The sequence below is a fragment of the Christensenella minuta genome (assembly GCF_003628755.1).
GTDB classification, from domain to species: Bacteria; Bacillota; Clostridia; order Christensenellales; family Christensenellaceae; genus Christensenella; species Christensenella minuta.
This window is the reverse complement of sequence record NZ_CP029256.1, coordinates 660,842-686,506: the sequence shown is the minus strand read 5'-3', so window position 1 is coordinate 686,506 and position 25,665 is coordinate 660,842. Positions and strand designations below refer to the sequence as shown.

Here is a 25,665-nt window from a genome sequence, read left to right as displayed (position 1 = left end):
TCCCTCAGCGTTTCTGCACAGATTCTCTTCCGGTATATTACAGAGCATATCCAAGTTCAAATGCTTTTTCATTCAAATCCGCAAATTTCGGTTTCACCACACAGCGGACCGCTTCTTTCCAGATTTCCTTGTCTATTTCCATATTCTTGGCAAGAACGCCAAGAAGCACGGTGTTGACGGCTTTTACACTGCCCGCTTCATTGGCGAGCGTCAACGCGTCCACAAAAACTGCATTCGGAAAATGTTCTTTGATCTTTTCCGGGATATTTTCCGGATAGGCTGCCGCTCCGGTAATTACGGGCATCGGCAGAATCTGCTGGGAATTGCAATACAGCTTCCCGCCATCCGGGTTCAGATAAGGAAGCCAGCGCAGGCCCTCCAACTCCTCAAACGCCAGAAGAATATCTGCACCGCACTCGTCGATGACGGGAGAATATACCTTTTCTCCTTTATCACCAATGCGCACATAGGTCACTACGCTTCCTCCGCGCTGCGCCATACCATGTACTTCGGAAAGTTTAACGTCATATCCCATCTTCAGGGCGATTTGCCCGAATACCATACTCGCGAGCAGCGTACCCTGGCCGCCGACTCCGGCTATCAATATACTTTTCATTCACACCCTCCTTCAATCGCATGGAACGGGCAAACGTCCGCACACAATCCACATCCGATACACAACGATGCATCGATCCGCACTGCGCTGCCGCCTTTTACAAGGGCCGGACATCCAAGCTTCATGCACGCTCCGCAATTACGGCACGCGTCGGTAACGGTAAGCGTCCCTTTGATTGAATTCTTATCGATCAATACGCATGGGCGCTTCGTAATAATGACGGAAACTTCTTCGCGTTCCGTTTCCTCCCTCAGCGCCGCCTCAAGTGCCGGGAGGTCGAACGGATCGACGACGCGCACATATTTCACTCCCAACGTTTCCACGAGTTTCGGAATATCTACCGCAGGAGCCGGATCACCCTTTGCGGTTTTCCCTGTTGCCGGATGATCCTGGTGTCCCGTCATGCCCGTCGTTGAATTATCCAGAATCAGCACGGTCGAGGTTGCACCGTTATAAACCATGTTGATAAGGCCGGTAATACCGGAATGCATGAAGGTGCTATCGCCGATTACACTGACAAGCTTGCGTGCGAACTCCTTCCCGCGCGCCTTTTCCATTCCATGCGCCATCCCGATGGAAGCACCCATGCATAGCGTCGTATCGATTGCGGACAACGGGGCGCCCGCGCCAAGCGTATAGCACCCAATATCTCCCATCGCGGTCAATTTCAATTTGTTGAACATGTAATAAACAGCCCTGTGGGGGCAGCCCGGGCAGAGCACCGGCGGCCGCTGGGGCAGAGCGCCGACTTCTACCGTCCGGCAATGCTCGCCGCACAACCTTTCCCGGATCATACGCGTGGAATATTCCCCCTGCACCGTGAAAAGCTCTTTTCCCTTTACCTCGATTCCCATAGCCCTAATCTGATTTTCAAAAAAGGGCTCCAATTCCTCGATCACGTATAACGTCTTTACCTTGGAAGCAAATTCCCGTATCTTCTTTTGGGGCAGCGGATACACCATGCCGAGTTTCAGAATGCTGGCGTTTGGCATTGCCTCCTTCACATAGTTATAACACGTCCCGCTGGTAATGATGCCGATCTCCGCGTCGGCATATTCCGCCCGGTTAAGGTCTGCTGTCTCCGCATATTCCGCAATGTCCTTCATACGCTGCTCAACAATAATATGCCGTCCCTTCGCCATACCAGGCATCATAACATATTTTTTGATATCCTTTTGATATTCCTTAAGCGGAACCTCCCGGCGTTCCTCCACCTCAACAATTCCACGGGAATGTGAAATCCTTGTGTTGGAGCGCACCAGCACGGGCGTGTCGAAACGCTCGCTCAGCCCGAAGGCCGCTTTTATAAATTCTTTTGCTTCTCCGCTGTCTGCCGGCTCGAGCATCGGCACATGCGCGCTGCGCGCATAAAAACGGGAATCCTGTTCATTCTGGCTTGAATGCATTCCCGGATCGTCCGCGACCAAAATCACCAACCCGCCGTTTACACCCGTGTACGATGCGGTGAAAAGGGGGTCTGCCGCCACGTTCAGTCCTACATGCTTCATGCAGCAAAGCGCCCGCGCGCCGCCATAGCTCGCACCAGCGGCAACTTCAAGAGCAACCTTTTCATTTGGTGCCCATTCGGCATACACTTCGTCATGTTTTACGATATTTTCAGTAACTTCCGTACTCGGCGTTCCCGGATAGGAGGAGACGACATTTACCCCCGCCTCATACGCTCCTTGCGCGTACGCCTCATTCCCAAGCATAATTCTTTTCATTCCCATACCAGTCCTCTTCTAATATAAAGCTTCCTGCCATTAAAGCCAGCAAGAGTATATTTCAATTATTGGCTGCGCATATCTGTGACACGCCGCGCTTTTCCTTCAAAGCGCTTCAGGGTATGCGGCTCGGCAAGCGTCACTTTGACATGCATATTCAAGATCGAATAAATATTATTCGCTATTTTTTCCCTCAGGTTTTCGAGCGCCGAATAACTGGTCAACAGTTCCGCATCCGCAACCTCCACTTTAACTTCGATCCGGTCAAGGTGCTTTTCTGTTGTAAGCACAATTTCGTAATGCGGCGCGACGTCGTCCATCCCCAGCAGAACTCCTTCGATTTGCGACGGGAAAACATTCACCCCGCGGATCACAAGCATATCGTCCGTCCGCCCGGAGACCTTCTCCATACGCGTTGTCGTCCGCCCGCATTTACACGGCTCATCCATCAGGCGCGTAATATCCTTCGTACGGTAACGCAGGATCGGCACGCCTTCCTTGGTCAGGCTGGTCACGACAAGCTCGCCCTTCTCTCCCATGGGAAGCACCTCGCCCGTTTCCGGATCGATGACCTCGGAAATAAACTCGTCATCTGCGATGTGCATTCCGTTTTGTATATAGCATTCCCCGGAGAAGCCGGGGCCAATGACCTCTGTCAGCCCATAATTTTCCGTGTCTGTGATGTTCAGATATTTTTCGATTTGTTTTTGCATCTCTTTGGTATGCCCCTCGCCGCCAAAAAGACCAAGACGCAGTTTCAGTTTTTTAAAATCGATGCCCATTTCCTGTGCGGTCTCGCCAAGGTACATGGCATACGACGGCGTACTGATCAGTACGGTGCTGCCAAAATCCTGCATGAACTTAATCTGGCGCTTCGTATTGCCGCTGGAGACTGGAATCACACTCAGGCCCACGCGTTCGAGGCCGTAATGCAGACCGAAACCGCCTGTAAAAAGGCCATACCCAAAGGAAATCTGGGCAATATCGTCCGGTACAACGCCCGCCGCGCATGCAACGCGCGACACAAGCCCCGTCCACATATCAAGGTCATGCCGCGTATAACCGGTGACCACCGGGTTCCCCGTCGTCCCCGAAGAGCCGTGGAGGCGAACGATCTCTTTCATGGGCACCGCAAACATATCATACGGATAATTCGCCCGAAAATCTTCCTTCGTTGTAAACGGTATTTTTTCAATGTCGCGAAGGGTTTTGATATGCTCCGGTTTCAGCCCGATTTCACTGAACTTCTTTCTATAGTGGGGTACGTTGTCATAACAATACTGCACCGTATGTCTGAGCCGCTCAAGCTGTAGTTCCTTGATCTTCTTTCGGTCCGCACATTCAAATTCCCTATCCCAGATAATATGTTCCAACGTATTCCCTCCTAAAAGAAAAGCGGTACTACCCGCTTAAAAACGATTAAATATTATTATAATACATCTGCGTGAAAAAGGAAATAGCTTTCGGAGGAAGCGAAAGCTATTTTAAAAACCGCTGCCGTCAGACTGTGACCGTAACGGCCTCGCCATTCTCTATGCTGCGGGTAAACACATCCGCAATATCGCCGGTAAGCAACGCCGACCAGCACGCGAGGATAAAGCCCTTGTGTGCAATAATCAATATCCGGTTATTTTCATATTCAAACAGGATATCGTGGATAAACTGTCCGCAGCGCTCATAATAGGCCTCTACCCCGTCTCCCTGCGGGAAAACAAAAGTTTGCCAATCCTGCATATACCGCTGCCACTCCTGCGGATACTTTTGCTGCGCTTCAGCTGCGGAAAGTCCTTCAAACAAGCCGAAATCCGTCTCTTTGATCTGCTCTGATTTCAGGATGATTTTTGGCGTATCCCGCAACTTGCTCAATACATAATCCGTAGTCTGGAGCACGCGCTTTGCGGTTCCATAAAAAACGGCGTCAAAATGCTCGCCCTCAAGCTTCTCAGCCGTTTTCTCCGCGCAGGCTTCCCCTTCCTTGCTGAGCGGCAAATCAAGGCTGCCGCTGAATACGCCTTTTTCATTGGCTTCCGTCTGCGCATGGCGCAAAAAAGTAAAACTGGTACTCATAGTTCCTCCTGTATCTTTTTCAAAGGGATCAATATTCCGCTCACCGCAAAATAGGCTTCCTTCGCTTTTTGGGCGAACATGCGGTTTGCCTTCCCCGCCGCATCCCGAAAAATCCGTCCCAACGGATACGCCGGCACAAGCCCCATTCCCACTTCGTTGGAAACGACAAAAAAACGCGCCGGGCTTTCCTCTATCGCCGCAAGCAGCTTGCTGATTTTTTGTCCTACCGTTTCTTCCAGACGCTTTTGTTCCGCAAAAGACAGCGTGTCACATTCCCAATCCGCCTTTTCCCGCAAAAGAAGATTCGTAATATATACGGTGATGCAATCTATCAGATAAGCCTCATGACTGCTCCCCCGCACTGCCTGTTCGAGATCATACGGCGCTTCATACGTTCTCCATTCCGAAGGCCTTTGCTCCTTGTGCCGCTCAACCCTCAGCTTCATCTCATCATCCGTGATTACCGCTGTCGCGATATAGGCCACATCCTGATATTTTCCCGCCAGCCGTTCTGCATGATAGCTTTTCCCGCTTCGTGCGCCGCCTGTAATAAATATAATTTCCCCCATTTAACCACCTGCTTTCTGTCCATGACGAAAAAGGCGGGGGATTTCAATATCCCTCGCCCATAACCGCTAAAGCGTAGTCTTCCGCTTGGTAAGGCTCAGCCTTGCCATTGCCCGCGCGAGCGCAATCTTATTTCGCCGGTATTCCTGTTCACTCCGCCTCTGGCGCAAGCGCTCTTCTGCACGTTCCTTTGCACGTTCCGCACGTTTAACGTCGATTTCTTCCGGCCACTCGGCCGCCTGTGTAAACATAATGGTTTCATCCGGACGGATTTCAAGAAATCCCTCCGCCACCGAGCACATCAGCCACTTTTTCCCCGTATTTATTTTTACCTCGCCCGGAACGACGGTCACAACTTCCGATTCGTGGTTCTTCTGAATTGACATTTGTCCGTCTTCCGTCGGAAAAATCACAGACACAATGCTCTCGCAAAAGAAGGACCGTTCGGGCGTCAGGATTTCGAGTAAGAATTCCGAAGCCATTATTTTATTCCCTTTGCTTTTTCTTTCGCCTCGTCAATATCTCCAACCATGAGGAACGCCTGCTCCGGCAGATCGTCCGCCTCGCCGTCAAGGATCGCCTTGAAACTCCTGATCGTATCCTTGAGCGGTACATATTTTCCTTTGATCCCCGTGAATATCTCCGCCACAAACATCGGCTGTGACAGGAAACGCTGTACTTTTCTCGCCCGGAATACCGTAATCTTATCTTCCGGGGCAAGCTCTTCCATCCCGAGGATGGAAATAATATCCTGCAGCTCCTTATAGCGCTGCAGCGTATGAATAACGCGGCTTGCCACCTCGTAATGCTCTTCTCCCACGATACGGGGATCGAGGATGCGCGAAGAGGACTCCAGCGGATCGACAGACGGATAGATGCCAAGCTCCGCAATACTCCGCGAAAGTACGGTGATCGCATCAAGGTGCGAGAACGTTGTCGCGGGGGCCGGGTCTGTCAGGTCGTCGGCAGGAACATAGATCGCCTGCACCGACGTAATGGAACCATGTGTAGTTGATGTAATGCGTTCTTCAAGCGCTCCCAGTTCGTTCGCCAGCGTCGGCTGGTAACCAACCGCAGAAGGGATGCGCCCCAACAGCGCCGAAACCTCGGAGCCTGCCTGAATAAAACGATAGATATTATCGATAAACAGCAAGACATTCTGCTGCGTTTTGTCGCGCAGATATTCCGCCATTGTAAGGCCCGTCAAGGCCACCCGCATACGCGAGCCCGGAGGTTCATTCATCTGGCCAAATGCCAGCGCCGTTTTTTCCAGGACGCCGCTTTCCGCCATCTCGCCGATCAGGTCGCGTCCTTCCCTGCTTCGTTCACCAACGCCGGTAAACACAGAGTATCCGCCGCTTTCCGTTGCGATATTATGGATCAGTTCATTAATCAGGACCGTCTTCCCAACGCCCGCGCCGCCAAACAGGCCGATTTTGCCGCCCTTTGCATATGGCGCAATCAGGTCGATTACTTTAAGGCCGGTTTCAAAAATTTCAGAGACCGGATTTTGTTCCGCAAACGGCGGAGCCGGACGATAGATAGGCCAATACTCGTTTGTCGTGATTTCGCCTTTGCCGTCGATCGCTTCCCCCATGACGTTTACCACCCGCCCAAGGATATTATCTCCGACCGGTACTGTAATCGGCTCTCCAGTATTGTACACCTTCATGCCGCACGCAAGGCCTTCCGTTGCTTCGAGAGCGATACAGCGCACAACGCTATTCCCAATTTGTGAAGCAACCTCCATCCACACGCGCCCGTCCTTGCCCTCATCATTTTTCGCGTAAAGGATTGTATTGATGGAAGGATCCGTTTTTTCGGCAAACTTTACGTCGATAACAGGCCCCGTTATTCTTATGATTTCGCCTTCGCTTACAATCTTATAATCATACATACATTCCTGCTCCTTAGGTTAGTGCTTCCATCGCGCCCACGATCTCTGTGATCTCCATAGTAATCGCCTGCTGGCGCGCCCGGTTCAGCTCAATACTGAGCTTGCTGAGCATTTCGGCTGCATTTTTCGAGGAAGAATCCATCGCCATCATACGGGCGCTGTTCTCGCTCGCGAACGCTTGAATCAGCGCGCCATAGAGCAACCCGATAATGTATTGCGGCACAAGCACGTCAAATACCTTCCGCGGAGACGGATGGTAATTCATCTCATTCTCGTAATCGAGCTCCGTTTCAATGTCCGCAAAGCTTGAAAGCTCCACCGGCAGCAATTTCAACGCCGTCGGTACCTGCTTCACAGAGGAATAATAACGCGTATAGAGAAGATAGACCTCGTTCATCTCGCTGTTTTTATACATCTTTGAGAGGTCATCCGCAAGATTTCGCGCCTCGTATAATGTCGGATTCTGGGAAATATGGAGATACTCCACATCGATCGGGATTCCCTTTCGTTCAAAAAATGCGCGCGCCTCCTGCCCGATCGTTATGACGAATTTTTCATCCGGTGTCATGAATTCCGAAGCGAAATTCAAAATATTGTGGTTGTAAGCGCCGCATAATCCCTTATCCGCGGCAATCACAATATAGGCCGGATGCCCCTTTTCATGCTTTTCTAAAAACGTATGGTGTAATTCATGGGAGTGCACAAGGATATCCTTGATCGCGCTTCTGACACGGTTGAAATACAACAGGTTTGCATCATAGCGTTGAATCGCCTTTTGCATTTTCGACGTCGAGATAAGCTTCATTGCGCTCGTGATTTTGCTTGTGTCGCCGATCGCACGCATACTGTTTTTTACATCCGCAAGGCTTCTCATGATTTAGCAGCCTCCGCCGCCTCTATCCGGGGCGTTTCTTCACTTGATGCATCATTCGCCTTCTCCGCCAAAAAACCGCGTTCAAATTCTTTCACCGCGTCAAGAATCAGTTTTTCGTTTTCTTCGGAAAGCTCTTTCGTTTCCTTGATCGCCCCGCGGATCTGCGGATACTTGGCATTCACGAAGTCCAAAAATTCTTCGTTGAATTTGCGTACCTTCTCCACCGGGATATCCATCAACACCTTATTGGTGGCAACGCACAGCAAAATAACCTGATTTTCGACCGAATACGGCGTATATTGTGGTTGCACCAGCGCTTTTGTAACCTTTAGTCCATTATTAAGTGCATCCTGCGTAGCCTTGTCAAGGTCGGAAGCGAACTGTGAAAACACTTCCAGCTCACGGTATTGGGCGAGTTCCAGCCTAAGCGGTCCCGCAACCTTGCGCATCGCTTTAATTTGGGCACTCCCCCCCACGCGCGATACGGAAAGCCCCACATTTACGGCCGGGCGCTGTCCGGAATTGAATAATTCTGTCTCCAGATAAATCTGCCCGTCCGTAATGGAAATTACATTCGTCGGGATATAAGAAGAAATATCCCCTTCCATCGTCTCAATGATCGGCAGAGCAGTCATTGAACCGCCGCCAAGCTCGCCTGAAAGTTTCGCAGCGCGTTCAAGCAGCCTCGAATGCAGATAGAAAACGTCGCCCGGATACGCTTCGCGCCCCGGAGGCCTGCGCAGCAGCAGGGACATGGTCCTGTATGCGACAGCGTGTTTGGACAAATCGTCATAGACAACGAGCACGTCCTGTCCGTCGCGCATAAACTCCTCTGCGATTGCACATCCTGCGTATGGGGCGATATACTGCATCGGCGCGGTATCGCTCGCCGTAGAGGCTACGACCGTTGTGTAATCGAGCGCGCCAAATTCATCGAGCCGGTTGACAATCTCCGCAATCGTAGAAGCCTTTTGAGCGATTGCCACATAAACGCACTTAACGTTCTGGCCTTTTTGATTGATGATCGTATCGACCGCTATTGCCGTTTTTCCGGTCTGGCGGTCGCCGATAATAAGCTCCCTTTGTCCGCGGCCAATCGGGATCATGGCGTCGATTGCCATAATACCTGTCTGCAACGGCGTATCAACCGGCTGTCTGTCGATAATTGCCGGCGCCGGTGTCTCGATCGGCCGGGATTTTTCAGTCAGTATCCTTCCTTTCCCATCGATAGGAAGACCGAGCGGATTCAGGACGCGTCCCATGACGGCGTCACCTACCGGTACCTTTACCACATCACCGGTATGACGTACCATTGAGCCTTCCACAACCTCCGCCACGCCATTCAAAAGAACGGCGCCAACGCGTTCAAGTTCCAGATTCATGACGATTCCGTATGCATCATTCTCGAACTGCAGAAGTTCGCCGTATTTACACCCATCGAGCCCACGTACAAAGACAACGCCGTCGCCCGTACGTTCTACGATGCCGATCATCGAAATATCATATTTTACGTCAAACTGGGTAATCTTGCTTGCGAGGTCTTCCCCCACCGCCGTATTCCCAAGCGCCCCGTCTACGTTCTTTTTCAGGGCGGCTATGATATCCTCAATATTTTCACTACTTGTATTGATCGAATTGTCGCCAATATACTCCTGCATCCTATCCAGATAAGATTTTGCGCTGAGGTCGTAAACCATATTGTTTACCGTCGCGACAAAACCGCTGATAAGGGATGGCTCCACAGTAATATCGAAATCTATTTTCGCATCAAAAAGCTTATCAAACTTCCCGGTGATTGCGGATATTTCATCTGGCGTAAATTCAGTTGCACAAACGAGTTTGCCCTTCATTTCCAAATGTTAACTCACCTTCTCAAAAAATTCGTTGATGACATTCTTGTTATCTTCGTAAGATACTTCACGCTGCAGCACCTTTTCCGCGATCTGAATCGCCATGCGCGTCACTTCCTGGCGCATTTCGAGCACCGCCTGCTGCTTCTGCGATTCAATATGCTTTTCCGTACGCGTGCGAATCTCATCCGCACTTTCTTCCGCTTCGGCAACAATTTGCCGCGCTTGTTCATCCGCAACGGACTTGCTCTTGTTAATAAGCTCCGTTGCAAGATCCTGCGCGTTTTCCATCATTTCATCATACTTCGCCTTCAGTTGTTCCGCATCGGAATACTTCTGCGCCGCTTCATCGATCTGCTTTTGAATTTCGTTTGTCCGGTTGCTCAAAAAGCGCGTAATCGGCTTATAAAGCAGCCACCGCAAAAAGAAAAACAGAATAATAATGTTGACAATATAGAGTATGATTTCCAGAAAATTAATTTCCATCTCAAATTTCCCCTGTGCTTATTTGCGCACCCCGTGTGCGCCCCTACGTTCTTATTTTCCCATTGTGAAGATCATGATAATAGAAATAACAAAACCGTAGATCGCCGTAGATTCCGCAAGCGCAAGACCGATCAGAAGCACCTGGTTAATTTTCCCGGTCGCCTCAGGCTGCCTTGCCACAGCCTCGCACGCTTTGCTTGTAGCAATGCCCATACCAATGCCTGCACCCATGCCTGTAAAAACGGCCAAGCCTGCGCCGATTGCAATTAAACCCATATCCATAACTTAATTACCTCCATTATTCATTAAAATATACAAGCGGCACGCCGCTCAAACACATTTATGCTTTTTCCTCGATGAACGACATCGTCAGCATTGAGAACACATACGACTGCATGCCAAGGTGGAATAAAATGAAATAAATAGAAGCAAGCGCAGGTACGCCGACTGCAAAATACCCCATCGCTCCATAGAGCATATCCATAACCACAAGTCCGCTGAACATGTTGCCAAACAGCCGGCACGCAAGCGAAATCGGAACCGCTACCGATGAAAGTACATTGATGGGAACCATAAACGCCTTTGGCTCCGCATAGGTCTTGAGCCACCCTTTCACACCGCGAAAGCGGATCGAATAAGCAATAATAAGTACGAACGTAATCAATGCGAGTCCGATAGTGCAGTCTAAATCCGTAGCGGGAGAACGGATTCCCATAAATTCCAGAAGTCCGCTGCAGATAATAAAACCAAAAATAGTCATAATATACGGCGCAATAGAGCTGGCCTTCTTGCCCGCGCCCATAATGGATGTGGAAAATTTATTCACACCCTCCACCATAAGTTCCATTACGTTTTGCAGACCCTTGGGCACCCGTTTGAAATTTTTCAAAATAACAAAACGAAAAATGAGCCCAAATACAATAATGGCCAGCGTTGTACCAAAGGCCGCAATCAGCGTTGTCGATACCGTCCATCCGCCAAAAACCGTCACCTTGTCAGGGAATACGCTTGGTATATCCATTATTTTGCTCACCTCCACTCTGCTTATACTTTTTAATTGTCAAAATGCTTGTAACAACCGGAATCCCGATCATGGCGGCCGCAGCTCCTGCCGCGCACCAGACCATAGCTGTCAATGAAACGAACCTTGCCATCAGCCACAGCACTACAAGGATCAGCACGAGCTTGACAATCGTGACAGGAACCGCAACGGCAGTATTTCTTCGTTCGGAAGTCATCATCCCTATCAATTTCTTTAGCAGAAATACCTCGAAGGTCCCAAGGCCAAATCCGATGAAGATTCCCCACATATTATCTACCTGCTCACATTTTTAAAAAAAATTCTAAATCCTAGTGTAGTCCTATTCCTTGCAGAATGCAACCGCAAATTCCAGCTGAAAACGGTGTTTGCTTCTATTATTCGCGTGATACGCACGCTTCCCCACGAATACTCGCGATATTCAATAGGTTTCAAAAAAACACGCCGTCTGTCTTGGAAAATACTCTCCACACTTATCGCCAGCCGGAAAAGCTCCCGCTGCCGCTCGGGCTAATCCGCCGATTGAGAGTGAAAGATCGGCTTTCCCATCCGTTTCTTCTACTTTGTTTTCTCCCCCAACCGTTTTTTCTATTTTCAGATTATAATGTTCTCCCAAAAAATCATCCTCTATTTCAAGAATAAACCGCTCTTTGCAAACCGGGACTTTTTCGAGCAGCGAAACCGGATTCAATATCCTCATCATAGTAAATTCCTCCGAATCCCCATCATTTACTGAAGGAATAATGTAGTTCACGGTCCTGGCGGGGATAGAGTTCAGCAAAGGGCCGCTGTCTTTTTCTTCCGGGCATACCAGTTCAAATACATCTGCGGTCCCATCTTCCATATAGTAAAGAGCATAGGAAGCAATCTCCTCCGTTTCGCTTACGGCCGCATATCCGCCATCTGCCAAGAGAAGGCGCAACCATTGTGAGAAGCGTCCGCCTGTACGGTGAAAAGCATTGTCGTAATGTTCAATATAACTGCAATAGGCAGCCTCCATGCCGTGCACCGGGATTTGGTCCATTCGTGAACAGATCAAAGTCCTTCCGTTTTCAAGCCCGGGACGCGGTATTATACGTCCTTTTTTTACGTATGCGACCGTTTCATAGCCGAACCGGCGGTAAAAATCGTGAAGGAACGGATGCAGGTATGTAACGGCAAGCCCGTGCCTCCTCATATCCAACATTGCATTCCGTACCAGCTCACGCATTAAACCGCGCTTTCTCGCTTCGGGCATCGTCGCACAGCCCGCCAGAAATTTCGTTTCAAAGTCAGCGCCCGCAATCTTTGCCTGAAACTTCAACATAAAAAGATCCGCTATGAGTTCACGCCCTTCATAATAACCGAGTGTGTTCTCATAGCGTACAATTCCATTAAAATATTCTTCAATAAAAGCATCCGAATCCCCAAAACAAATCTTCCATATCTTTTTCGCCCTTGCTTCGTCTGTTCTTGAAAGCGGCCTGATACTCATGTCGTTTCACCACTCAAAATCACATCGTATTTTTCCAGCATAAATACCGGATGATAAGACTGTTTTGCCTTGCGGATTCCCGGGACTCCCATGTCTTCCGCGCGATTGATGTATGTGCAATGGGACCATACGTTCTTTACAAAGGCATTATTGACGTAGGTAAACAATCCATTATAATCTGAACGCGCCTTTTCAATGTGGATAATTGCCGTATCTTCGCTAATCTGCTCCCCGAATGAAAACGCGACGACCTCGCCCGCAATCTTAATCACACAACCCTTGAAGTTGAGCTCCCGCCAATGATCGAGCGCTTTTGTAATGGAAAGAAGCTCTTCTTCCGCCTCCCTTGGGTCTGCGTCTTTATCCAGTGCCCAATCCTCCTGAAGCTTTAAGCATTCGTCCCTATATTTATCATCATAAAGATCGAACTCACTCTGATAAGTGCGGAGGAACGCATTGATATGATTTCTCTTGGAATGATATTTTTTGCCGGAAAGATCGATCAGATCCTTGGCGTGATACACATATTCCGAATTATACTCATCATAGACAAAACCATAACGGTCGCCGCAATCGTTTTTGATCTTCTCCACCATGCGCGGTGTTGCGCACTTAATATAGAAGACCCCTCCCTTGTCTGCCATGTATTCCTCACACTTCCGCATATAAGGCTCAATCGGCTCATTTGGGTCTTTAAGGTAGGGAGGCAGCATAAAGGGTTTATATACATCACTATACATCCAAATATACAGGCCATTTCCCTCCACTGCCATCTGGATATCCCACGCCTCCTGCCATGTATACATATTGGAAAAGGAAGCTTCGGAATGCCGGAATTGCTGAGGCAATACAAAACTATCGAAGATCGGTTTATCTTCCAACTCTAACGGTTTAAAATTAAGCATAGATATTATCAGTCCTCACGATTTTCATTGCAGACGAGTCCGCGTTCCGCATCCAGTTTGATATGCGTTCCCGTCTTAAGAATCTGGGTCGCGCTCACCGCGCCTACCAATACGGGGATATCAAGAGCCATACCCACAATCGCGGCATGTGTATCCGGCCCATCCTCTTCTGTTATTATACCCGCGGATTGTTTCATTAAATCCAAAATATTATTGGAGGTTGTGGGAACCGCCAGAATGTCGCCACGTTTAAAGGTTTGCCGCGCCTCCTTTTCCGTCCGCGCGACGCAAAGATTCCCGGAGGCGCACAGTCCGTTGATGCCCGTTCCTTTGACCAATACGTCGCCCACGATATGAACCTTCAAAAGGTTCGTAGTCCCTGCGATACCAAGCGGCACCCCGGCCATAATTACCACGAGGTCTCCGTTTTCAAGCAGGCCCGCTTTTTTTCCATAATTCACGACCATCTCAAACAACTCGTCCGTATTCAGCTTCTGTTCCACCTTCATAGGAGTTACGCCCCAGGACATATTGAGCTGGCGGCATACCTGCTCCTCTGGCGAACATCCAATAATCGGAATGGAGGGCCGGTATTTTGAAACCATGCGTACAGATCTCCCCGTCTTTGTCACGGCGATAATGGCAGACGCGCCAAGGTCATACGCAGTCGTACAGGCTGCGTGTGAAATGGCGTTTGTTACATCCGATATCTGCGCCATATCGTTTTTCTTAAACCGCATTTCATAGTTGATGTCTTTTTCCGTGCGCAGCGCGATGCGGGCCATTGTCTTTACGCACTCGACCGGGTATTTCCCGGCAGCCGTCTCACCCGACAGCATAATTGCGCTCGTCCCGTCGTAGATCGCGTTGGCGATATCCGTCGTTTCCGCACGCGTCGGCCGCGGATTATGCATCATACTCTCCAGCATCTGGGTCGCCGTAATGACAATTTTACCAGCCCCATACGCTTTGCGGATCAACCGTTTTTGCAATACCGGCACTTCTTCGAGCGGTATTTCCACACCCATATCACCGCGGGCAACCATAATCCCGTCTGATACGCGCAGGATATCATCGATGTTTTTTACGCCTTCCGCATTTTCAATTTTAGCGATAATTTTTATACTCTTGCACTTATATTCATCGAGAATATGTTTGATGTCAAGGATATCCTGTTCGCTGCGGGTGAAGCTTGCTGCGATAAAGTCAACATCATTCTCAATGCCAAAAACAATATCCGCACGGTCTTTTTCACTGATATAAGGCAGAGATACGGAGAATCCCGGCACATTTACGCCCTTTCGGTCGGAAAGCATTCCTCCGTTCAACACCTTGCATGTGATCTCCGTATCGGTGATACACATTACCTGCATCTCAATCAGGCCATCATCGATCAAGATGATCGCTCCCTGGGCAAGGTCCTGCGGCAGGTTCTTAAACGTTTCTGAAACGCAGGTCTCGTCGCCTTCCACCTCGCGCGTCGTAAGGGTAAACGTATCGCCTTCGTGCAGTTCAATACGGCCTGTTTTAAAGGTTCCGATCCTGATTTCCGGCCCCTTGGTATCTAAGAGGCAGGAAATATGTTTTCCCGTATCTTTGCTTATTTTTTTAATTTTCCGGATGCGTTCCAGCTGAGTTTTATGATCGCCATGCGAAAAATTAAGACGCGCCACATCCATGCCGGCTTCCACCATGCGTCTGATCGTATTTTCATCTTCACTGGAAGGTCCCAGTGTGCAAATAATTTTTGTCTTTCTCATGTGTCATTCTCCCGTACGATTTAAAAATTTATGGTAACAATCCCATTCTAACATAGAACTGCTAAAAAGTCTTATGCCCGCGCTCAGCTAAAAAATAAAGGCTGCGCTCCCGCAGCCTTTATCTTACCAGTTTTTGTGTTATTCTTCCATATCTTTTTTTGCTTGTTCAATGATTTTTCCCGCCATCTGTGCAGGAACCTCTTCGTACCGCTCAAACGTCTGCTTAAATGTCCCGCGCGCCTGTGTCATAGACCGCAGATCCGTCGCATATTTAAACAATTCGCTCAGCGGCACCTCGGCCGTTACTTCCTGCAGACCGCCCTCCGGATTCATCCCAAGAATCCTGCCGCGCCGGCGGTTGAGATCGCCAATGATATCTCCCATATACTCGTCCGGAATCGTAACAACAACCTTCATGATCGGTTCGAGCAAGATAGGATTCGCCTCCGCAATACCCTTCTTAAACGCAAGGTTTGCAGCCACTTTAAATGCCATTTCAGAAGAGTCAACCGTATGGTAGGAACCATCATAGAGCGTACATTTCAGTCCTACTACAGGGTAGCCCGCCAATACGCCTTTCTGTATGCTCTCCTTCAGGCCCTTTTCTACCGCCGGTATATATTGTCTCGGTACAACGCCGCCAACAATCTTATCTTCAAATATAAAGTCTGCGAGTCCGTCCGGCACCGGAGAGAACTCAATCCATACATCACCATACTGCCCATGACCGCCCGACTGCTTCTTATGCTTCCCCTGTGCCTTAACAGCTTTTTTAATCGCCTCACGATACGGAATCCGCGGATCGTGCAGTTCGCCTTCCACATTAAATTTGCTTTTCAGTTTGTTGTTAATAACCTCAAGGTGCATCTCTCCCATGCCGTTAGCCAGCATATCACCCGTTTCCGTATCCTTTACAAGTTTAAAAGTCGGATCCTCGTCCTCTAAACGGTGCAGGCCTGAGAACACTTTCTCTTCCTCCCCTTTCTTCTTCGCGCCGACCGCAAGACAAATGCACGGTTCCGGGAAAGCAAGCGGAGGGAATTTCACAACGCACGAAGTAGAGCACAGCGTATCACCAGTCGCCGTATGCTGCAGCTTGGCAACCGCGCCAATATCCCCCGCCTCAAGTTCGCCTATATTAATTAGCTTTTTGCCCCGCATAATGCCAAGGCCCGAACACTTTTCCGGTTTGCCCGTATTGGCGTTTGTAATAGACATATCCGATTTCAAAGTGCCCTGTACAATTTTTATAATGGACAATTTCCCCACAAACGGGTCTGCAATGGTCTTCAATACATGCGCCGTGAAAGGAGCGGAAGTATCGATTTTGAGCGTTACAGAATTACCGGAAGCGTCGAGCGCCTCAGTGCCCGGCATTTCCGCCGCATTCGGCATAAGGGCAATAATCTCGTCCATCAGTTCCCGCACTCCGGCATTCGGCGCCGCTGCACTGACAAACACGGGCGCGATGTTTCCCTGGAGGATTCCCGCACGCAGTCCTTTCAATATATCATCGGTGGAAAGCTCCTGTCCGTCGAAAAACTTTTCCATCAGCTCTTCATCGTTGCCGGCAGCATTTTCTACCAGTGCCTCCCGCAGGCCCTCCGCGTCTGCGGAACATTCCGCCGGAATATCCGCTTCTTTCACATTCTGCCCGTCAAACAGATATGCTTTCATGCCGATGATGTCAACGATCCCCTCAAACTTGCCGTCCTTCATAATCGGCATTTGAACCGCTGTGATTGAAGAGGTGTACTTCGTCCCCAGCGCAGCTACGGTTTTTACGTAGTCGGCATGTTCTTTATCTACCTGATTAACGAGAAATGCACGCGGGATTGCATGCCTGGAACAATAATCATAAGCCTTCTGAGCGCCGACCGGAACTGTTCCGTTTGCGCTCAGTACAATGAGGGCGCTGTCGCAAAGCTCATATGCCGCGACCGCTTCTCCTTCAAAGTCAAAGTATCCGGGAGCGTCGATCAGATTGATCTTTTTATTCTTCCACTCAACGGGTGCCAGCGCAAGCCCGATTGATATTTGCCGTTTAATTTCTTCGCCGTCATAGTCCGTCACGGTATTTCCATCTTCCACGCGGCCCATGCGCTCTGTTGCGCCGGAATCATAAAGCATTGCCTCGACGAGCGTCGTCTTCCCTTCTCCGCCGTGCCCGACAACCGCAATGTTAAAAATGTCTTGTGGATGATATACTTTCATGTAATAAGCCTCCCTAATGATATTTATTTATGTGAAGCCTCTTAAACTTAAATTCCATATTTGAAATGAAGATATATTCAGTGTAACAGATTCCTGCTAAAAAATAAATAAATTTTTCAATTTAATATGGAATTTAAAGGCATTCTATGTAATAATAGGAAAAGCACTTGAAATTGAGGGGTATTCTATGAAAAAGCTTACGGAAAAACAGTTGAATTTTTGGCAAATATTTTTAGGCATCGCCGCCGGGATCGGTATCTGGCTGGCAATTTATTTCGGCAGCGAATCCGATAATATTCTGCTGCAATATTTATTCGTCATTATATTCGCCGTTATCATATTTGGGCAGCGCAAAATTGAACGTACGCTCGATATGCGGCTGACTCTATTCACTAAGTTTTGGCTGATCGGCCTGATTATCGGACTTGGCTTGTTCATTCTCGTAGGCGCCCTTACAGGCAGAATGTTTAACTGAGCAGTAAAAAATCCGGCCGACGGCCGGATTTTTTTATTTACAAATTTTCCCGGAAAAGCTGCATGGTCTTCTTGAACAATTCCGCATTGGTCGGGGGCGTGTAGGTAATCGCGTCCGCGCCGCAGTCAATCGTTTCCCGGATACTGTCATCCGTGGGGCCTCCTGTGGCGATAATCGGAATATACGGATATTTATTGCGTATCCGTTCAATGATGCGGCAGGTATTGTCCGCACCCGACACATTGAGGATATCCGCGCCGCTTTCAATTCTTCGCTCAATGTCTTCTTTTTCCGATACTACTGTCACCACGACAGGGATGTCGACGCGCTTCTTAATCTTCGCAACGATGTCGTTGTCGATTTCCGGGCTCAGCACGGCTCCCACCGCTCCACGGAATTCGGTTTCCAGCGCCAGATGCACCGCCCGTTCATCCTTCAGTTCTCCGCCTCCGACGCTGCACATCACGGGTACATCTGCCGTCGTCATGATCGCCTGATTGATGGAGGGCTGCGGCGTGAACGGATAGACTGCCATAACCGCATCCGCATCGGTATTCCGAATAAGAGCAATATCCGTCGTAAATAGGAACGACCGAAGAGTACGTCCGAATATTTTAATTCCCGGTGCCGACCGAATTACATCGGGTACGGAAATAATCAAATAGCGCAGCTTGCTTTCAAATTCCTTGGCAGGCATAAAAAACCTCTTTTCACAGGTCAGATTCTCTTACTAAGTATCATACATCTACCACGAAAAATCAACTATAAACTGAATAATTTGGAGCACAAATTGTTTCCGCATACAAAAGCAGGCGGAAATACCGTTTATTTTCCGCCTGCTTTTGTTAATCCGCTCGGTTATCCGCATTTGGAATAACCGCAGGAACGGCAGATATTGCATCCGCCTTCAAACGCCAGCGGCTTTCCGCATTCCGGACATTTGGAATCATCCGGTACCTCGGGCTCGTCCTGCATGACGAGCGGGGCAATTTTTTCGCTCTGCATTTGTGCCACCGTCTGCAGAACCCGGCCGATTGCGTCCGGGCAGGACAGCACCTTCACGTCCCCGCCCTTACGGAGTGTGGAATGGCAGCGGATTCCGCGCAGCTGCTCAACAATGGATTCTACATCCATGCCGGAACGCAGCGCCGTCGAGATCAGGCGGCTCGTTGCTTCGGACTGCGACGGACATCCACCCGCGCGCCCCAAATTCGTAAACACTTCACAAATGCCGTTTTCATCATAATTCACCGTAATATAGAGATTCCCGCAACCAATCTTGACTTTTTGGGTAACCCCTTGCGTGATCTCCGGCCGCATCCTCGGGGCGACCCTGCCTGCATCCTTTTCCATTGTGACGGCAGAGGCCTGTGCTTCCTCCGTTTTATTTACCTTGCCAATATTCAGGACCTGCGCGTCGCGGGAGCCATCGCGATAAATCGTGACGCCCTTGAGCCCAAGCTCGTACGCCAATTCATAGACTGTCCGCACATCGTCCTGCGTCGCCTCGCGCGGGAAATTCACGGTCTTGGAAACCGCATTGTCCGTATATTTTTGGAAAGCCGCCTGCATACGGACATGATATTCCGGTGTAATATCATGCGCAGTTACAAAGATATCGCGAATATCCTGCGGTATTTCTTCAATATGAGCGATCGTGCCTTCCTGCGCAATCCGGGACATCAGCTCTTTACTGTAGAGTCCTCTCTCCTTCATAACTTCCTCGAAGTAAGGATGTATCTCAAGAAGTTCATCGTTATCCATAACGTTACGAATATAGGAAAGGCCGAAGATCGGTTCAATCCCCGAAGACGCTCCGCAAATGATCGAAATCGTACCCGTAGGGGCAATAGTCGTAACAGTGGCGTTTCTCTGGACGATCCCCTTTGATTTAAATACACTCTCCGAATAAGTCGGGAATGTTCCCCGTTCCTTTGCAAGCTCGTTGGAGGCGTCCCGCGCGGTATCCCGCAGAAATTTCATCACTTTTTCCGCCAGTTCAATCGCCTCGTCGGAATTATAAGGGATCTTCAGCTTATACAAAATATCCGCAAACCCCATCAGTCCAAGCCCGATCTTGCGGGTAGAAAGAGTCATTTCCCGGATTTCATCAAGCGGATAATTATTTACGGTGATAACATTGTCAAGAAAATGGACCGCGTGCCGAATCGTCCGCTCGAATTCCTCATAATCCAATTCGTATCCGCCGCCTTTTCTGATGAGCATTGCATCGAGATTAATAGAGCCAAGATTACAACTTTCAAAAGGCAGCAGTGGTTGTTCGCCACAGGGGTTCGTGCTTTCCACCTCCCCGAGGGAAGGCACAGGGTTATCGCGATTGATACGGTCCAGAAACACAATGCCCGGCTCCCCATTGGTCCATGCCATTTTTACGATCAGGTCAAACACCGCAGGTGCGTAAAGCCGTCCGCATTCTTTTTTATCATGCGGGTCGACCAACGCATATTCCCGTTTTTCGTGAACGGCTTTCATAAACTCTTCCGTAATTCCTACGCTGATGTTAAAATTTGTGATCTCTGCCGTATTTTTTTTGCACTGAATAAAATCCATGATATCAGGATGATCGATACGCAAAATGCCCATATTGGCTCCGCGGCGGGTTCCTCCCTGCTTTACAGCCTCAGTCGCCGCGTTGAAAACCTTCATGAAGCTAATTGGCCCGCTGGCAACGCCGCCTGTGGAGTTCACCGCAGCGCCGGCCGGCCGCAAACGCGAAAAGGAAAAGCCTGTTCCGCCGCCGCTTTTATGAATCAGCGCCGCATTTTTCAGAGCATCGAAAATGTCTTCCATGCTGTCCGATACAGGGAGAACAAAGCATGCGGAAAGCTGCCCGAGCGGCCGCCCCGCATTCATTAGCGTTGGAGAATTCGGCATGAATTTCAATCGGGACATCATATCGTAAAACACATCCTGCGTCGCCTTCACGTCCGCATCGATATTGAATTCTTTATCCGCTTCTGCGATGGCTTGTGCCACACGCTTGAAAAGATCATCCGGTTTTTCGGTCGGCTGCCCAGCCGCGTCTTTCTTTAGGTAACGTCTTTCCAACACTGTTACCGCATTTTTGCTCAACATCAGAAAATCCCCCTGTGCAATATATTTAGTGCGAATCGCATGATTTCAACACTACATATAGTACACCAGGAGGAATTGAATTACCAGCCCTTTTTTCTTTTATTTCAAAAAAAATCGGAGAAACCGCTTAAAAATGCCGACATTATGCTCTTCTCCGGATGAAAAAAAAGCAACAGCGCCTTCTTCTGTCGAATCGCTCAAGAGGCCTTCCGAAGCGAGTACATTCGCCACATGCCTTGCCGTACCATACATCCCGTCAAATATTTCACATGATCCGCCGCAAATTTTCTTCGCCACGTCGCGGATTTGCGCACTTACAAACGAATAGTGCGTACATCCTACTACAATACCACCAAAATTCCGCCCCCTGTACGGCAGGAACCTTTCATACAAATAGGCTTTAATATGCGGATCGGAAAGGTTGCCCTGCTCGACAAGCTCCGCAAGACTGTCGCATTCAATATTAACTACCTGGCCAGCCGCGTTCAGTTTATCAAGAAGGTGCCAATACCGCTTCTGGTGAAGCGTCGCTGGTGTCGCCAAAACGGCGATTTGATCCTGCGGGTGCTTTTCTACTGCTGGTTTCACCGCTGGCTCGATGCTGATAATTGGAATATTATATTTTTCACGCATCGCCTGTACCGTGATGCTCGTTGCAGTGTTGCAGGCAATCACGATCATTTTTACGCCCTTCCCGCACAAAAAATCTCCACAGGCAAGCGTAAGGTCTCGGATTTCATTTTCCGACCTCGTACCGTAAGGCGCGTTTGCGCTGTCTCCATAATAAATGAAATTTTCATGCGGCAGGCATATCTTTGCCTGAGCAAGCACGCTCACTCCGCCTGCGCCCGAATCGAAAACGCCGATCGGCAGTTCTTTTGTCTGCATATTCCAACCTGATTTCTTCTTGTCAACGTTTTTTATTATATAACAAGACGTGAACGGAGTAAAGGGGCCCCATTTACGGTAATTCTGCTAAAAACATCTTGCAAAGGGGCTTATAATGTGATAGAATACCATTTGCTGGATCAAAATATTACGGGGGGTGAAACGATGCCTAACATTAAATCAGCAAAAAAGCGCGTAAAGGTAATTGCCAAAAAGACTTTGCAGAACAAAATGATTAAGTCCGCACTTAAGACGGATCTGAAGAAATTTGAAGCTGCGGTCGCTGGAAATGAAGCAAATGCAAGCGATCTCTATAAAGACGCTGTCAGCGCGGTAGATAAGGCTGCTTTAAAAGGTACGATCCATAAGAATAAAGCAAATCGTACCAAAGCACAGCTGGCAAAAAAGTTAAACAGCAAAGCTGAATAATTTTTTGCCTCCCCCATTAAAGATAAAATACAGAAGGCTGATTCACCCTCAGCCTTTTTTGTTTGCATTCATATAGATATCCACAAGCAGCGGGTACAGGTCTGTCTTCAGGCTGATAATCCCCTGTTTTGCATCAAAATCCATTTGGGCGAGCTTTTCAAGCGCGCGCCTGATCTGCCGTGCCGTAAACTGTTTGCATTGGGCGAGTGCCCTGCGGGCGGCAAATTCCCACGCCCCTGTCGCCTGCATGATATGCGAAATAATTTTTTGCTCTGGAAAACGCGCATCCCGGCATGCCCGCGCAACCAGCATCTGGCGGAAATTATTGGCAAGGAGCGTAAGGAAACCAATCGGGTTACTGTCTTCCGCAAGCATACGTTCAATAAGCGCATATGCCTCCCGTGCGTGTCCGCCCACCATCAGGTCGTGAATCTTGTATACATTATACTGCATGGACTTCACGGCATACTTTTCAATATCATCCGCAGTAATATCCCCGCGGCAAACGGAGGAAAGCTTTTCGAGCTCGCTTTTGATAACGCCCATATCCCCGTCTGAAAGCGCGGCAAGAGCTTGCGCATTCCTTGCGGAAATCAAAAGGTTCTTGCGCTTGGCCGCTTGCACAATATAGGCGGTAAGCTCGTTATCCTTCATCACATTGCATTCAACAAACATTCCGTTTTTCATAACATATTTTACGAATGCTTTTCGTTTATCCGCCTTTCCACGTTGTACAATAAGCAGAACATTTTGCGCCGGCAGATTGGCCTTTTCAAACGGAGCGCTGAGTTCCCCCGAAGCAGCGGACGAAAGAATATCCGTATTTTTAATGACAACGACCCTGCGTTCTCCCATAAACGGCAGCGTCTCAAGAGAACGCACCACCGCTAAAGGCTCCGGGCGGTCCTCGAAAACCGAAAGATTCAATTCGGGCATCTGTATATCCAAGGCTGACAGAGTAGCATGGAATGCCTGCCGGACCTGTGCGTCGTCTTCGCCGCTCAATACAATGAAGTTCTTAACCGCACCTGTTTTGATCTGTTTTAATACTTCCTGTGCTTTCATGAAACACGCTCACTTTTCCGTCTGTATTTGAAGGTTTCCCTGCCCGTTTACCAGAATCGTCACCGCTCCGTCCGCCGCAGTAGTAAACAGCTTGACGCCGTTTGCCCGAAGCAGTTCTATGCCCGCCGGACTTGGCAGCTCTTTCCTGTTCTTTTCCTTTACGGAGATCACTGCATATTGCGGCTGAAGCTGCACAAGCAGCGCATTTGTTACCGCGCCCTCTTTGCCTCCGCCCGCGGGTTTGAAAACGGGCACTTTTTCCGCAAAATCCATATCTTCCGGCATAGTCTGTGCGAACAGGCATACCGGCTGTCCCCGATAGTATAAAACCAGCGACTGATATTTGCCGTCACTTCCCACATTTTCAAGGAGGACATTGTCGCTCATCTGTATTTTATCATACAATGCATATTCTTTCACGGGATATTGTGCATCATATTCTTTGGCTTGGTAATTTCCGGGAACATAAAGGGCCCCGATACGATTGGTCGCCGCCAGCTGTTTCAAATTTTTGGTCCGGTCGTTCGTCACGATAACCCCCTCAAATACAATCCTGTTTTTCTCAGCATAGTCGCTGATATTGGAGTATTGAAGATTACCGCCGTTATCGATCAGGTAGTCTTTCCCCTCTGCAGAAATATGAATTGCATCCCCTGTTCCTACGTCCAGTATGACTGCACGTACCGGCACAGACGGTACGGCTGTAATTCCCGCAAACAAAACTGCTCCGGCAAGGGCTCCAACAGCCAGTACTCGGGTCTTCCGCTTAATCAGCATATAGTCCGAACATAGGAAGATAACCGCCATAATGGCAATGCAGGCCCAGACCGGGAATCCATTTATTTCTATAAACCCCAAAGAGCTCCGGGCAATTTGCTCGTTGAGCCAGGTAAGGCCCCGGATGGAGAGTTCTGCCGGTAAGGCGAGTATACGGCCTAATTGCGGGGCAGCGAGCGCAAAGACAGTTCCAATACCCGTAAACAGCACAATAACGCCAGCCAGCGGGATAGCAAAAAAATTTGCCAGCGGAGCGGCAAGCGCGATATTATTAAAAAAATACGCGGTCATGGGAAAAACCGATGCTGTCGCCGAGCAGGAAGTGGCCAGCGGCACATCAAGTTTTGCTTTATCCAGATGAATCTTCCGGAACGCCCGCGTAAGCGGAGGGTTTAAGCACAAAATGCCGAATACAACGCCATAGGACATTAAAAGCCCCGGCGAAAAAAGCTGGGCGGTATTGCCGAGCAATGTGACTATGAGGGCTGCCGACAGGAATACGAGCGTATCCCGCTTTGCGAATTTCCATCTCCCTATAATAACAAATATCGTCATCAGAACCGCCCGCAGGATAGAAGGCGCAAACCCCGTCAGCGCAGCATAAAGCAGAAGTAGGATGATATTGACAGCAAACCGCAGTTTCCGCTCCGCCTTTAGCTTTTTGAGCAAAAAATTGAACGCATAGGAGAGGATTGCAACGTGAAGGCCGGAAATCGCAAGAATATGTGCAATCCCTGTTTTTGAAAAGCCGTCTCTGATCTCCTGCGGGATTTCGTCTTTGATTCCCAGAAACATTGCCTTAGCGATAGGCGCGCTTTTTTCTGAAAGAATTTGATCTATCTTTTCTGCCAGTTTTTCACGAATCAAAAACGGATATTGGTACCATGACCGCCGGCTTCCCTCCGTTTCTACCGACGTCCGGTACAGGCTGAACCCGGCCCCTTTTCCGGCCAGATACATTTCTTCGTCGAAATCTCCCGGGTTGCGCGGTGGCGACGGCGGGACTATTTCCCCTTCCGTCGCCACCGTTTCTCCATATTGAAGTATTTCGGGAGAATATAGTATGACTTTTTTATTAAAATCCCGCTCTCCAATCATTACATTCGTCAGGAGATAGACATGCGTCTCTGAATCCATTTTGGAGCGGTCGGAAACATACCCTGTTATCCGGCAGGTCTCCTGTACTTCAAATTCCGGAAAATCCGTATGAAACTGTATCTGGAATAAAAACGCGCCCAGAAAAAATATAAGCAGATACAATGCAATAAGCATACGTTTGTTTCCAGTGATAAAAAGGATTACAAAAATAAGACCGCATAAAATCCACGCGGGCAGCGAAAAAATCTCGGGTAATCCAAGATAGTAAGCCGCGGCAATACCGAGCACCAAAAAGAATGCAAGAAAAGCGACAGGTCTTGAGTTTAAGACGCGCTTCATCTCTTCCCCCCATCACCGGGACCGC

23 protein-coding genes and 1 pseudogene are annotated in these 25,665 nt (G+C 49.1%); 2 read left to right on the top strand and 22 right to left on the bottom strand.

Annotated features, from left to right (window positions below; genetic code table 11):
- Window positions 1–37 precede the first annotated feature (37 nt).
- From B1H56_RS03305 to fusA, 17 genes and pseudogenes are all read right to left on the bottom strand, one after another.
- Window positions 38–616 (bottom strand): indolepyruvate oxidoreductase subunit beta, encoded by a 579-nt coding sequence (locus tag B1H56_RS03305; protein WP_066519047.1) that lies wholly within the window; start codon window positions 614–616, stop codon window positions 38–40.
- Window positions 613–2,340, bottom strand: a complete 1,728-nt coding sequence (gene iorA, locus B1H56_RS03300; protein WP_066519321.1) for an indolepyruvate ferredoxin oxidoreductase subunit alpha — start codon at window positions 2,338–2,340, stop codon at window positions 613–615. Before iorA ends, B1H56_RS03305 begins: the two co-directional genes overlap by 4 nt.
- A gap of 65 nt (window positions 2,341–2,405) precedes the next feature.
- The gene (locus B1H56_RS03295; RefSeq protein ID WP_066519324.1) at window positions 2,406–3,704 is read right to left on the bottom strand and encodes a phenylacetate--CoA ligase family protein; all 1,299 of its coding nucleotides are present in this window, start codon (window positions 3,702–3,704) and stop codon (window positions 2,406–2,408) included.
- Between the two features lie 136 nt (window positions 3,705–3,840).
- Entirely contained in the window at window positions 3,841–4,407 is a 567-nt protein-coding gene (locus B1H56_RS03290) for a histidine phosphatase family protein (protein WP_066519049.1), read from the bottom strand.
- The gene (gene cobU / locus B1H56_RS03285; RefSeq protein ID WP_066519052.1) at window positions 4,404–4,976 is read right to left on the bottom strand and encodes a bifunctional adenosylcobinamide kinase/adenosylcobinamide-phosphate guanylyltransferase; all 573 of its coding nucleotides are present in this window, start codon (window positions 4,974–4,976) and stop codon (window positions 4,404–4,406) included. Before cobU ends, B1H56_RS03290 begins: the two co-directional genes overlap by 4 nt.
- Window positions 4,977–5,042: 66 nt before the next feature.
- Window positions 5,043–5,456, bottom strand: coding sequence for an ATP synthase F1 subunit epsilon (atpC, locus tag B1H56_RS03280; protein ID WP_066519054.1), 414 nt, complete (start codon window positions 5,454–5,456; stop codon window positions 5,043–5,045).
- Complete coding sequence (atpD, locus tag B1H56_RS03275) at window positions 5,456–6,871, bottom strand: F0F1 ATP synthase subunit beta (protein ID WP_066519065.1); 1,416 nt, start codon at window positions 6,869–6,871, stop codon at window positions 5,456–5,458. Before atpD ends, atpC begins: the two co-directional genes overlap by 1 nt.
- Before the next feature lie 13 nt (window positions 6,872–6,884).
- Window positions 6,885–7,745: an ATP synthase F1 subunit gamma gene (gene atpG, locus B1H56_RS03270; RefSeq protein ID WP_066519068.1), complete on the bottom strand. Its 861-nt coding sequence runs from the start codon at window positions 7,743–7,745 to the stop codon at window positions 6,885–6,887.
- A 59-nt stretch (window positions 7,746–7,804) separates the two neighbouring features.
- Window positions 7,805–9,595, bottom strand: a pseudogene (gene atpA / locus B1H56_RS03265) (F0F1 ATP synthase subunit alpha); the annotation flags it as partial.
- A 9-nt stretch (window positions 9,596–9,604) separates the two neighbouring features.
- Window positions 9,605–10,081 (bottom strand): F0F1 ATP synthase subunit B, encoded by a 477-nt coding sequence (gene atpF, locus B1H56_RS03260; RefSeq protein ID WP_066519070.1) that lies wholly within the window; start codon window positions 10,079–10,081, stop codon window positions 9,605–9,607.
- A gap of 51 nt (window positions 10,082–10,132) precedes the next feature.
- A complete protein-coding gene (atpE, locus tag B1H56_RS03255; protein ID WP_046443207.1) occupies window positions 10,133–10,357 on the bottom strand; it encodes an ATP synthase F0 subunit C in 225 nt (74 codons plus the stop codon).
- 64 nt (window positions 10,358–10,421) lie between these two features.
- A complete protein-coding gene (locus tag B1H56_RS03250; protein ID WP_066519075.1) occupies window positions 10,422–11,102 on the bottom strand; it encodes a F0F1 ATP synthase subunit A in 681 nt (226 codons plus the stop codon).
- Complete coding sequence (locus B1H56_RS03245) at window positions 11,077–11,391, bottom strand: hypothetical protein (RefSeq protein WP_066519079.1); 315 nt, start codon at window positions 11,389–11,391, stop codon at window positions 11,077–11,079. Before B1H56_RS03245 ends, B1H56_RS03250 begins: the two co-directional genes overlap by 26 nt.
- A gap of 150 nt (window positions 11,392–11,541) precedes the next feature.
- Window positions 11,542–12,594, bottom strand: a complete 1,053-nt coding sequence (locus tag B1H56_RS03240; RefSeq protein ID WP_066519082.1) for a GNAT family N-acetyltransferase — start codon at window positions 12,592–12,594, stop codon at window positions 11,542–11,544.
- The gene (locus tag B1H56_RS03235; protein WP_066519083.1) at window positions 12,591–13,499 is read right to left on the bottom strand and encodes a DUF2156 domain-containing protein; all 909 of its coding nucleotides are present in this window, start codon (window positions 13,497–13,499) and stop codon (window positions 12,591–12,593) included. The genes B1H56_RS03240 and B1H56_RS03235 overlap by 4 nt, the downstream gene beginning before the upstream one ends.
- A gap of 8 nt (window positions 13,500–13,507) precedes the next feature.
- Window positions 13,508–15,259, bottom strand: a complete 1,752-nt coding sequence (gene pyk, locus B1H56_RS03230) for a pyruvate kinase (protein ID WP_066519084.1) — start codon at window positions 15,257–15,259, stop codon at window positions 13,508–13,510.
- Between the two features lie 138 nt (window positions 15,260–15,397).
- On the bottom strand, window positions 15,398–17,473 hold the full coding sequence (gene fusA / locus B1H56_RS03225) for an elongation factor G (protein ID WP_066519093.1): 2,076 nt from the start codon (window positions 17,471–17,473) through the stop codon (window positions 15,398–15,400).
- A gap of 187 nt (window positions 17,474–17,660) precedes the next feature.
- On the opposite strand from fusA, the gene B1H56_RS03220 reads away from it, so the two are divergent.
- Entirely contained in the window at window positions 17,661–17,948 is a 288-nt protein-coding gene (locus B1H56_RS03220; protein ID WP_066519096.1) for a hypothetical protein, read from the top strand.
- A gap of 37 nt (window positions 17,949–17,985) precedes the next feature.
- Here B1H56_RS03220 and B1H56_RS03215 read toward each other — a convergent pair whose 3' ends face one another.
- From B1H56_RS03215 to murI, 3 genes are all read right to left on the bottom strand, one after another.
- Window positions 17,986–18,645, bottom strand: a complete 660-nt coding sequence (locus B1H56_RS03215) for a beta/alpha barrel domain-containing protein (RefSeq protein WP_066519098.1) — start codon at window positions 18,643–18,645, stop codon at window positions 17,986–17,988.
- A 161-nt stretch (window positions 18,646–18,806) separates the two neighbouring features.
- Window positions 18,807–21,047 carry a vitamin B12-dependent ribonucleotide reductase gene (locus B1H56_RS03210; protein WP_066519099.1) on the bottom strand — a complete coding sequence of 747 codons (2,241 nt, stop codon included), beginning with the start codon at window positions 21,045–21,047 and terminating at the stop codon, window positions 18,807–18,809.
- Between the two features lie 96 nt (window positions 21,048–21,143).
- The gene (murI, locus tag B1H56_RS03205; protein WP_066519100.1) at window positions 21,144–21,932 is read right to left on the bottom strand and encodes a glutamate racemase; all 789 of its coding nucleotides are present in this window, start codon (window positions 21,930–21,932) and stop codon (window positions 21,144–21,146) included.
- 165 nt (window positions 21,933–22,097) lie between these two features.
- On the opposite strand from murI, the gene rpsT reads away from it, so the two are divergent.
- A complete protein-coding gene (rpsT, locus tag B1H56_RS03200; RefSeq protein ID WP_066519326.1) occupies window positions 22,098–22,361 on the top strand; it encodes a 30S ribosomal protein S20 in 264 nt (87 codons plus the stop codon).
- Window positions 22,362–22,409: 48 nt separating this feature from the next.
- Here rpsT and holA read toward each other — a convergent pair whose 3' ends face one another.
- On the bottom strand, window positions 22,410–23,426 hold the full coding sequence (gene holA, locus B1H56_RS03195) for a DNA polymerase III subunit delta (RefSeq protein ID WP_066519101.1): 1,017 nt from the start codon (window positions 23,424–23,426) through the stop codon (window positions 22,410–22,412).
- 9 nt (window positions 23,427–23,435) lie between these two features.
- Window positions 23,436–25,640 carry a ComEC/Rec2 family competence protein gene (locus B1H56_RS03190; RefSeq protein WP_066519102.1) on the bottom strand — a complete coding sequence of 735 codons (2,205 nt, stop codon included), beginning with the start codon at window positions 25,638–25,640 and terminating at the stop codon, window positions 23,436–23,438.
- Between the last annotated feature and the right edge of the window lie 25 nt (window positions 25,641–25,665).

Excerpts from the sequence above, each read along its gene's own strand:
- B1H56_RS03305 (WP_066519047.1), bottom strand. The coding sequence starts at position 616 with ATGAAAAGTATATTGATAGCCGGAGTCGGCGGCCAGGGTACGCTGCTC.
- iorA (WP_066519321.1), bottom strand. The coding sequence starts at position 2,340 with ATGAAAAGAATTATGCTTGGGAATGAGGCGTACGCGCAAGGAGCGTAT.
- B1H56_RS03290 (WP_066519049.1), bottom strand. The coding sequence starts at position 4,407 with ATGAGTACCAGTTTTACTTTTTTGCGCCATGCGCAGACGGAAGCCAAT.
- cobU (WP_066519052.1), bottom strand. The coding sequence starts at position 4,976 with ATGGGGGAAATTATATTTATTACAGGCGGCGCACGAAGCGGGAAAAGC.
- atpC (WP_066519054.1), bottom strand. The coding sequence starts at position 5,456 with ATGGCTTCGGAATTCTTACTCGAAATCCTGACGCCCGAACGGTCCTTC.
- atpD (WP_066519065.1), bottom strand. The coding sequence starts at position 6,871 with ATGTATGATTATAAGATTGTAAGCGAAGGCGAAATCATAAGAATAACG.
- atpG (WP_066519068.1), bottom strand. The coding sequence starts at position 7,745 with ATGAGAAGCCTTGCGGATGTAAAAAACAGTATGCGTGCGATCGGCGAC.
- atpF (WP_066519070.1), bottom strand. The coding sequence starts at position 10,081 with ATGGAAATTAATTTTCTGGAAATCATACTCTATATTGTCAACATTATT.
- atpE (WP_046443207.1), bottom strand. The coding sequence starts at position 10,357 with ATGGGTTTAATTGCAATCGGCGCAGGCTTGGCCGTTTTTACAGGCATG.
- B1H56_RS03250 (WP_066519075.1), bottom strand. The coding sequence starts at position 11,102 with ATGGATATACCAAGCGTATTCCCTGACAAGGTGACGGTTTTTGGCGGA.
- B1H56_RS03245 (WP_066519079.1), bottom strand. The coding sequence starts at position 11,391 with ATGTGGGGAATCTTCATCGGATTTGGCCTTGGGACCTTCGAGGTATTT.
- B1H56_RS03240 (WP_066519082.1), bottom strand. The coding sequence starts at position 12,594 with ATGAGTATCAGGCCGCTTTCAAGAACAGACGAAGCAAGGGCGAAAAAG.
- B1H56_RS03235 (WP_066519083.1), bottom strand. The coding sequence starts at position 13,499 with ATGCTTAATTTTAAACCGTTAGAGTTGGAAGATAAACCGATCTTCGAT.
- pyk (WP_066519084.1), bottom strand. The coding sequence starts at position 15,259 with ATGAGAAAGACAAAAATTATTTGCACACTGGGACCTTCCAGTGAAGAT.
- fusA (WP_066519093.1), bottom strand. The coding sequence starts at position 17,473 with ATGAAAGTATATCATCCACAAGACATTTTTAACATTGCGGTTGTCGGG.
- B1H56_RS03220 (WP_066519096.1), top strand. The coding sequence starts at position 17,661 with ATGAAAAAGCTTACGGAAAAACAGTTGAATTTTTGGCAAATATTTTTA.
- B1H56_RS03215 (WP_066519098.1), bottom strand. The coding sequence starts at position 18,645 with ATGCCTGCCAAGGAATTTGAAAGCAAGCTGCGCTATTTGATTATTTCC.
- murI (WP_066519100.1), bottom strand. The coding sequence starts at position 21,932 with ATGCAGACAAAAGAACTGCCGATCGGCGTTTTCGATTCGGGCGCAGGC.
- rpsT (WP_066519326.1), top strand. The coding sequence starts at position 22,098 with ATGCCTAACATTAAATCAGCAAAAAAGCGCGTAAAGGTAATTGCCAAA.
- holA (WP_066519101.1), bottom strand. The coding sequence starts at position 23,426 with ATGAAAGCACAGGAAGTATTAAAACAGATCAAAACAGGTGCGGTTAAG.
- B1H56_RS03190 (WP_066519102.1), bottom strand. The coding sequence starts at position 25,640 with ATGAAGCGCGTCTTAAACTCAAGACCTGTCGCTTTTCTTGCATTCTTT.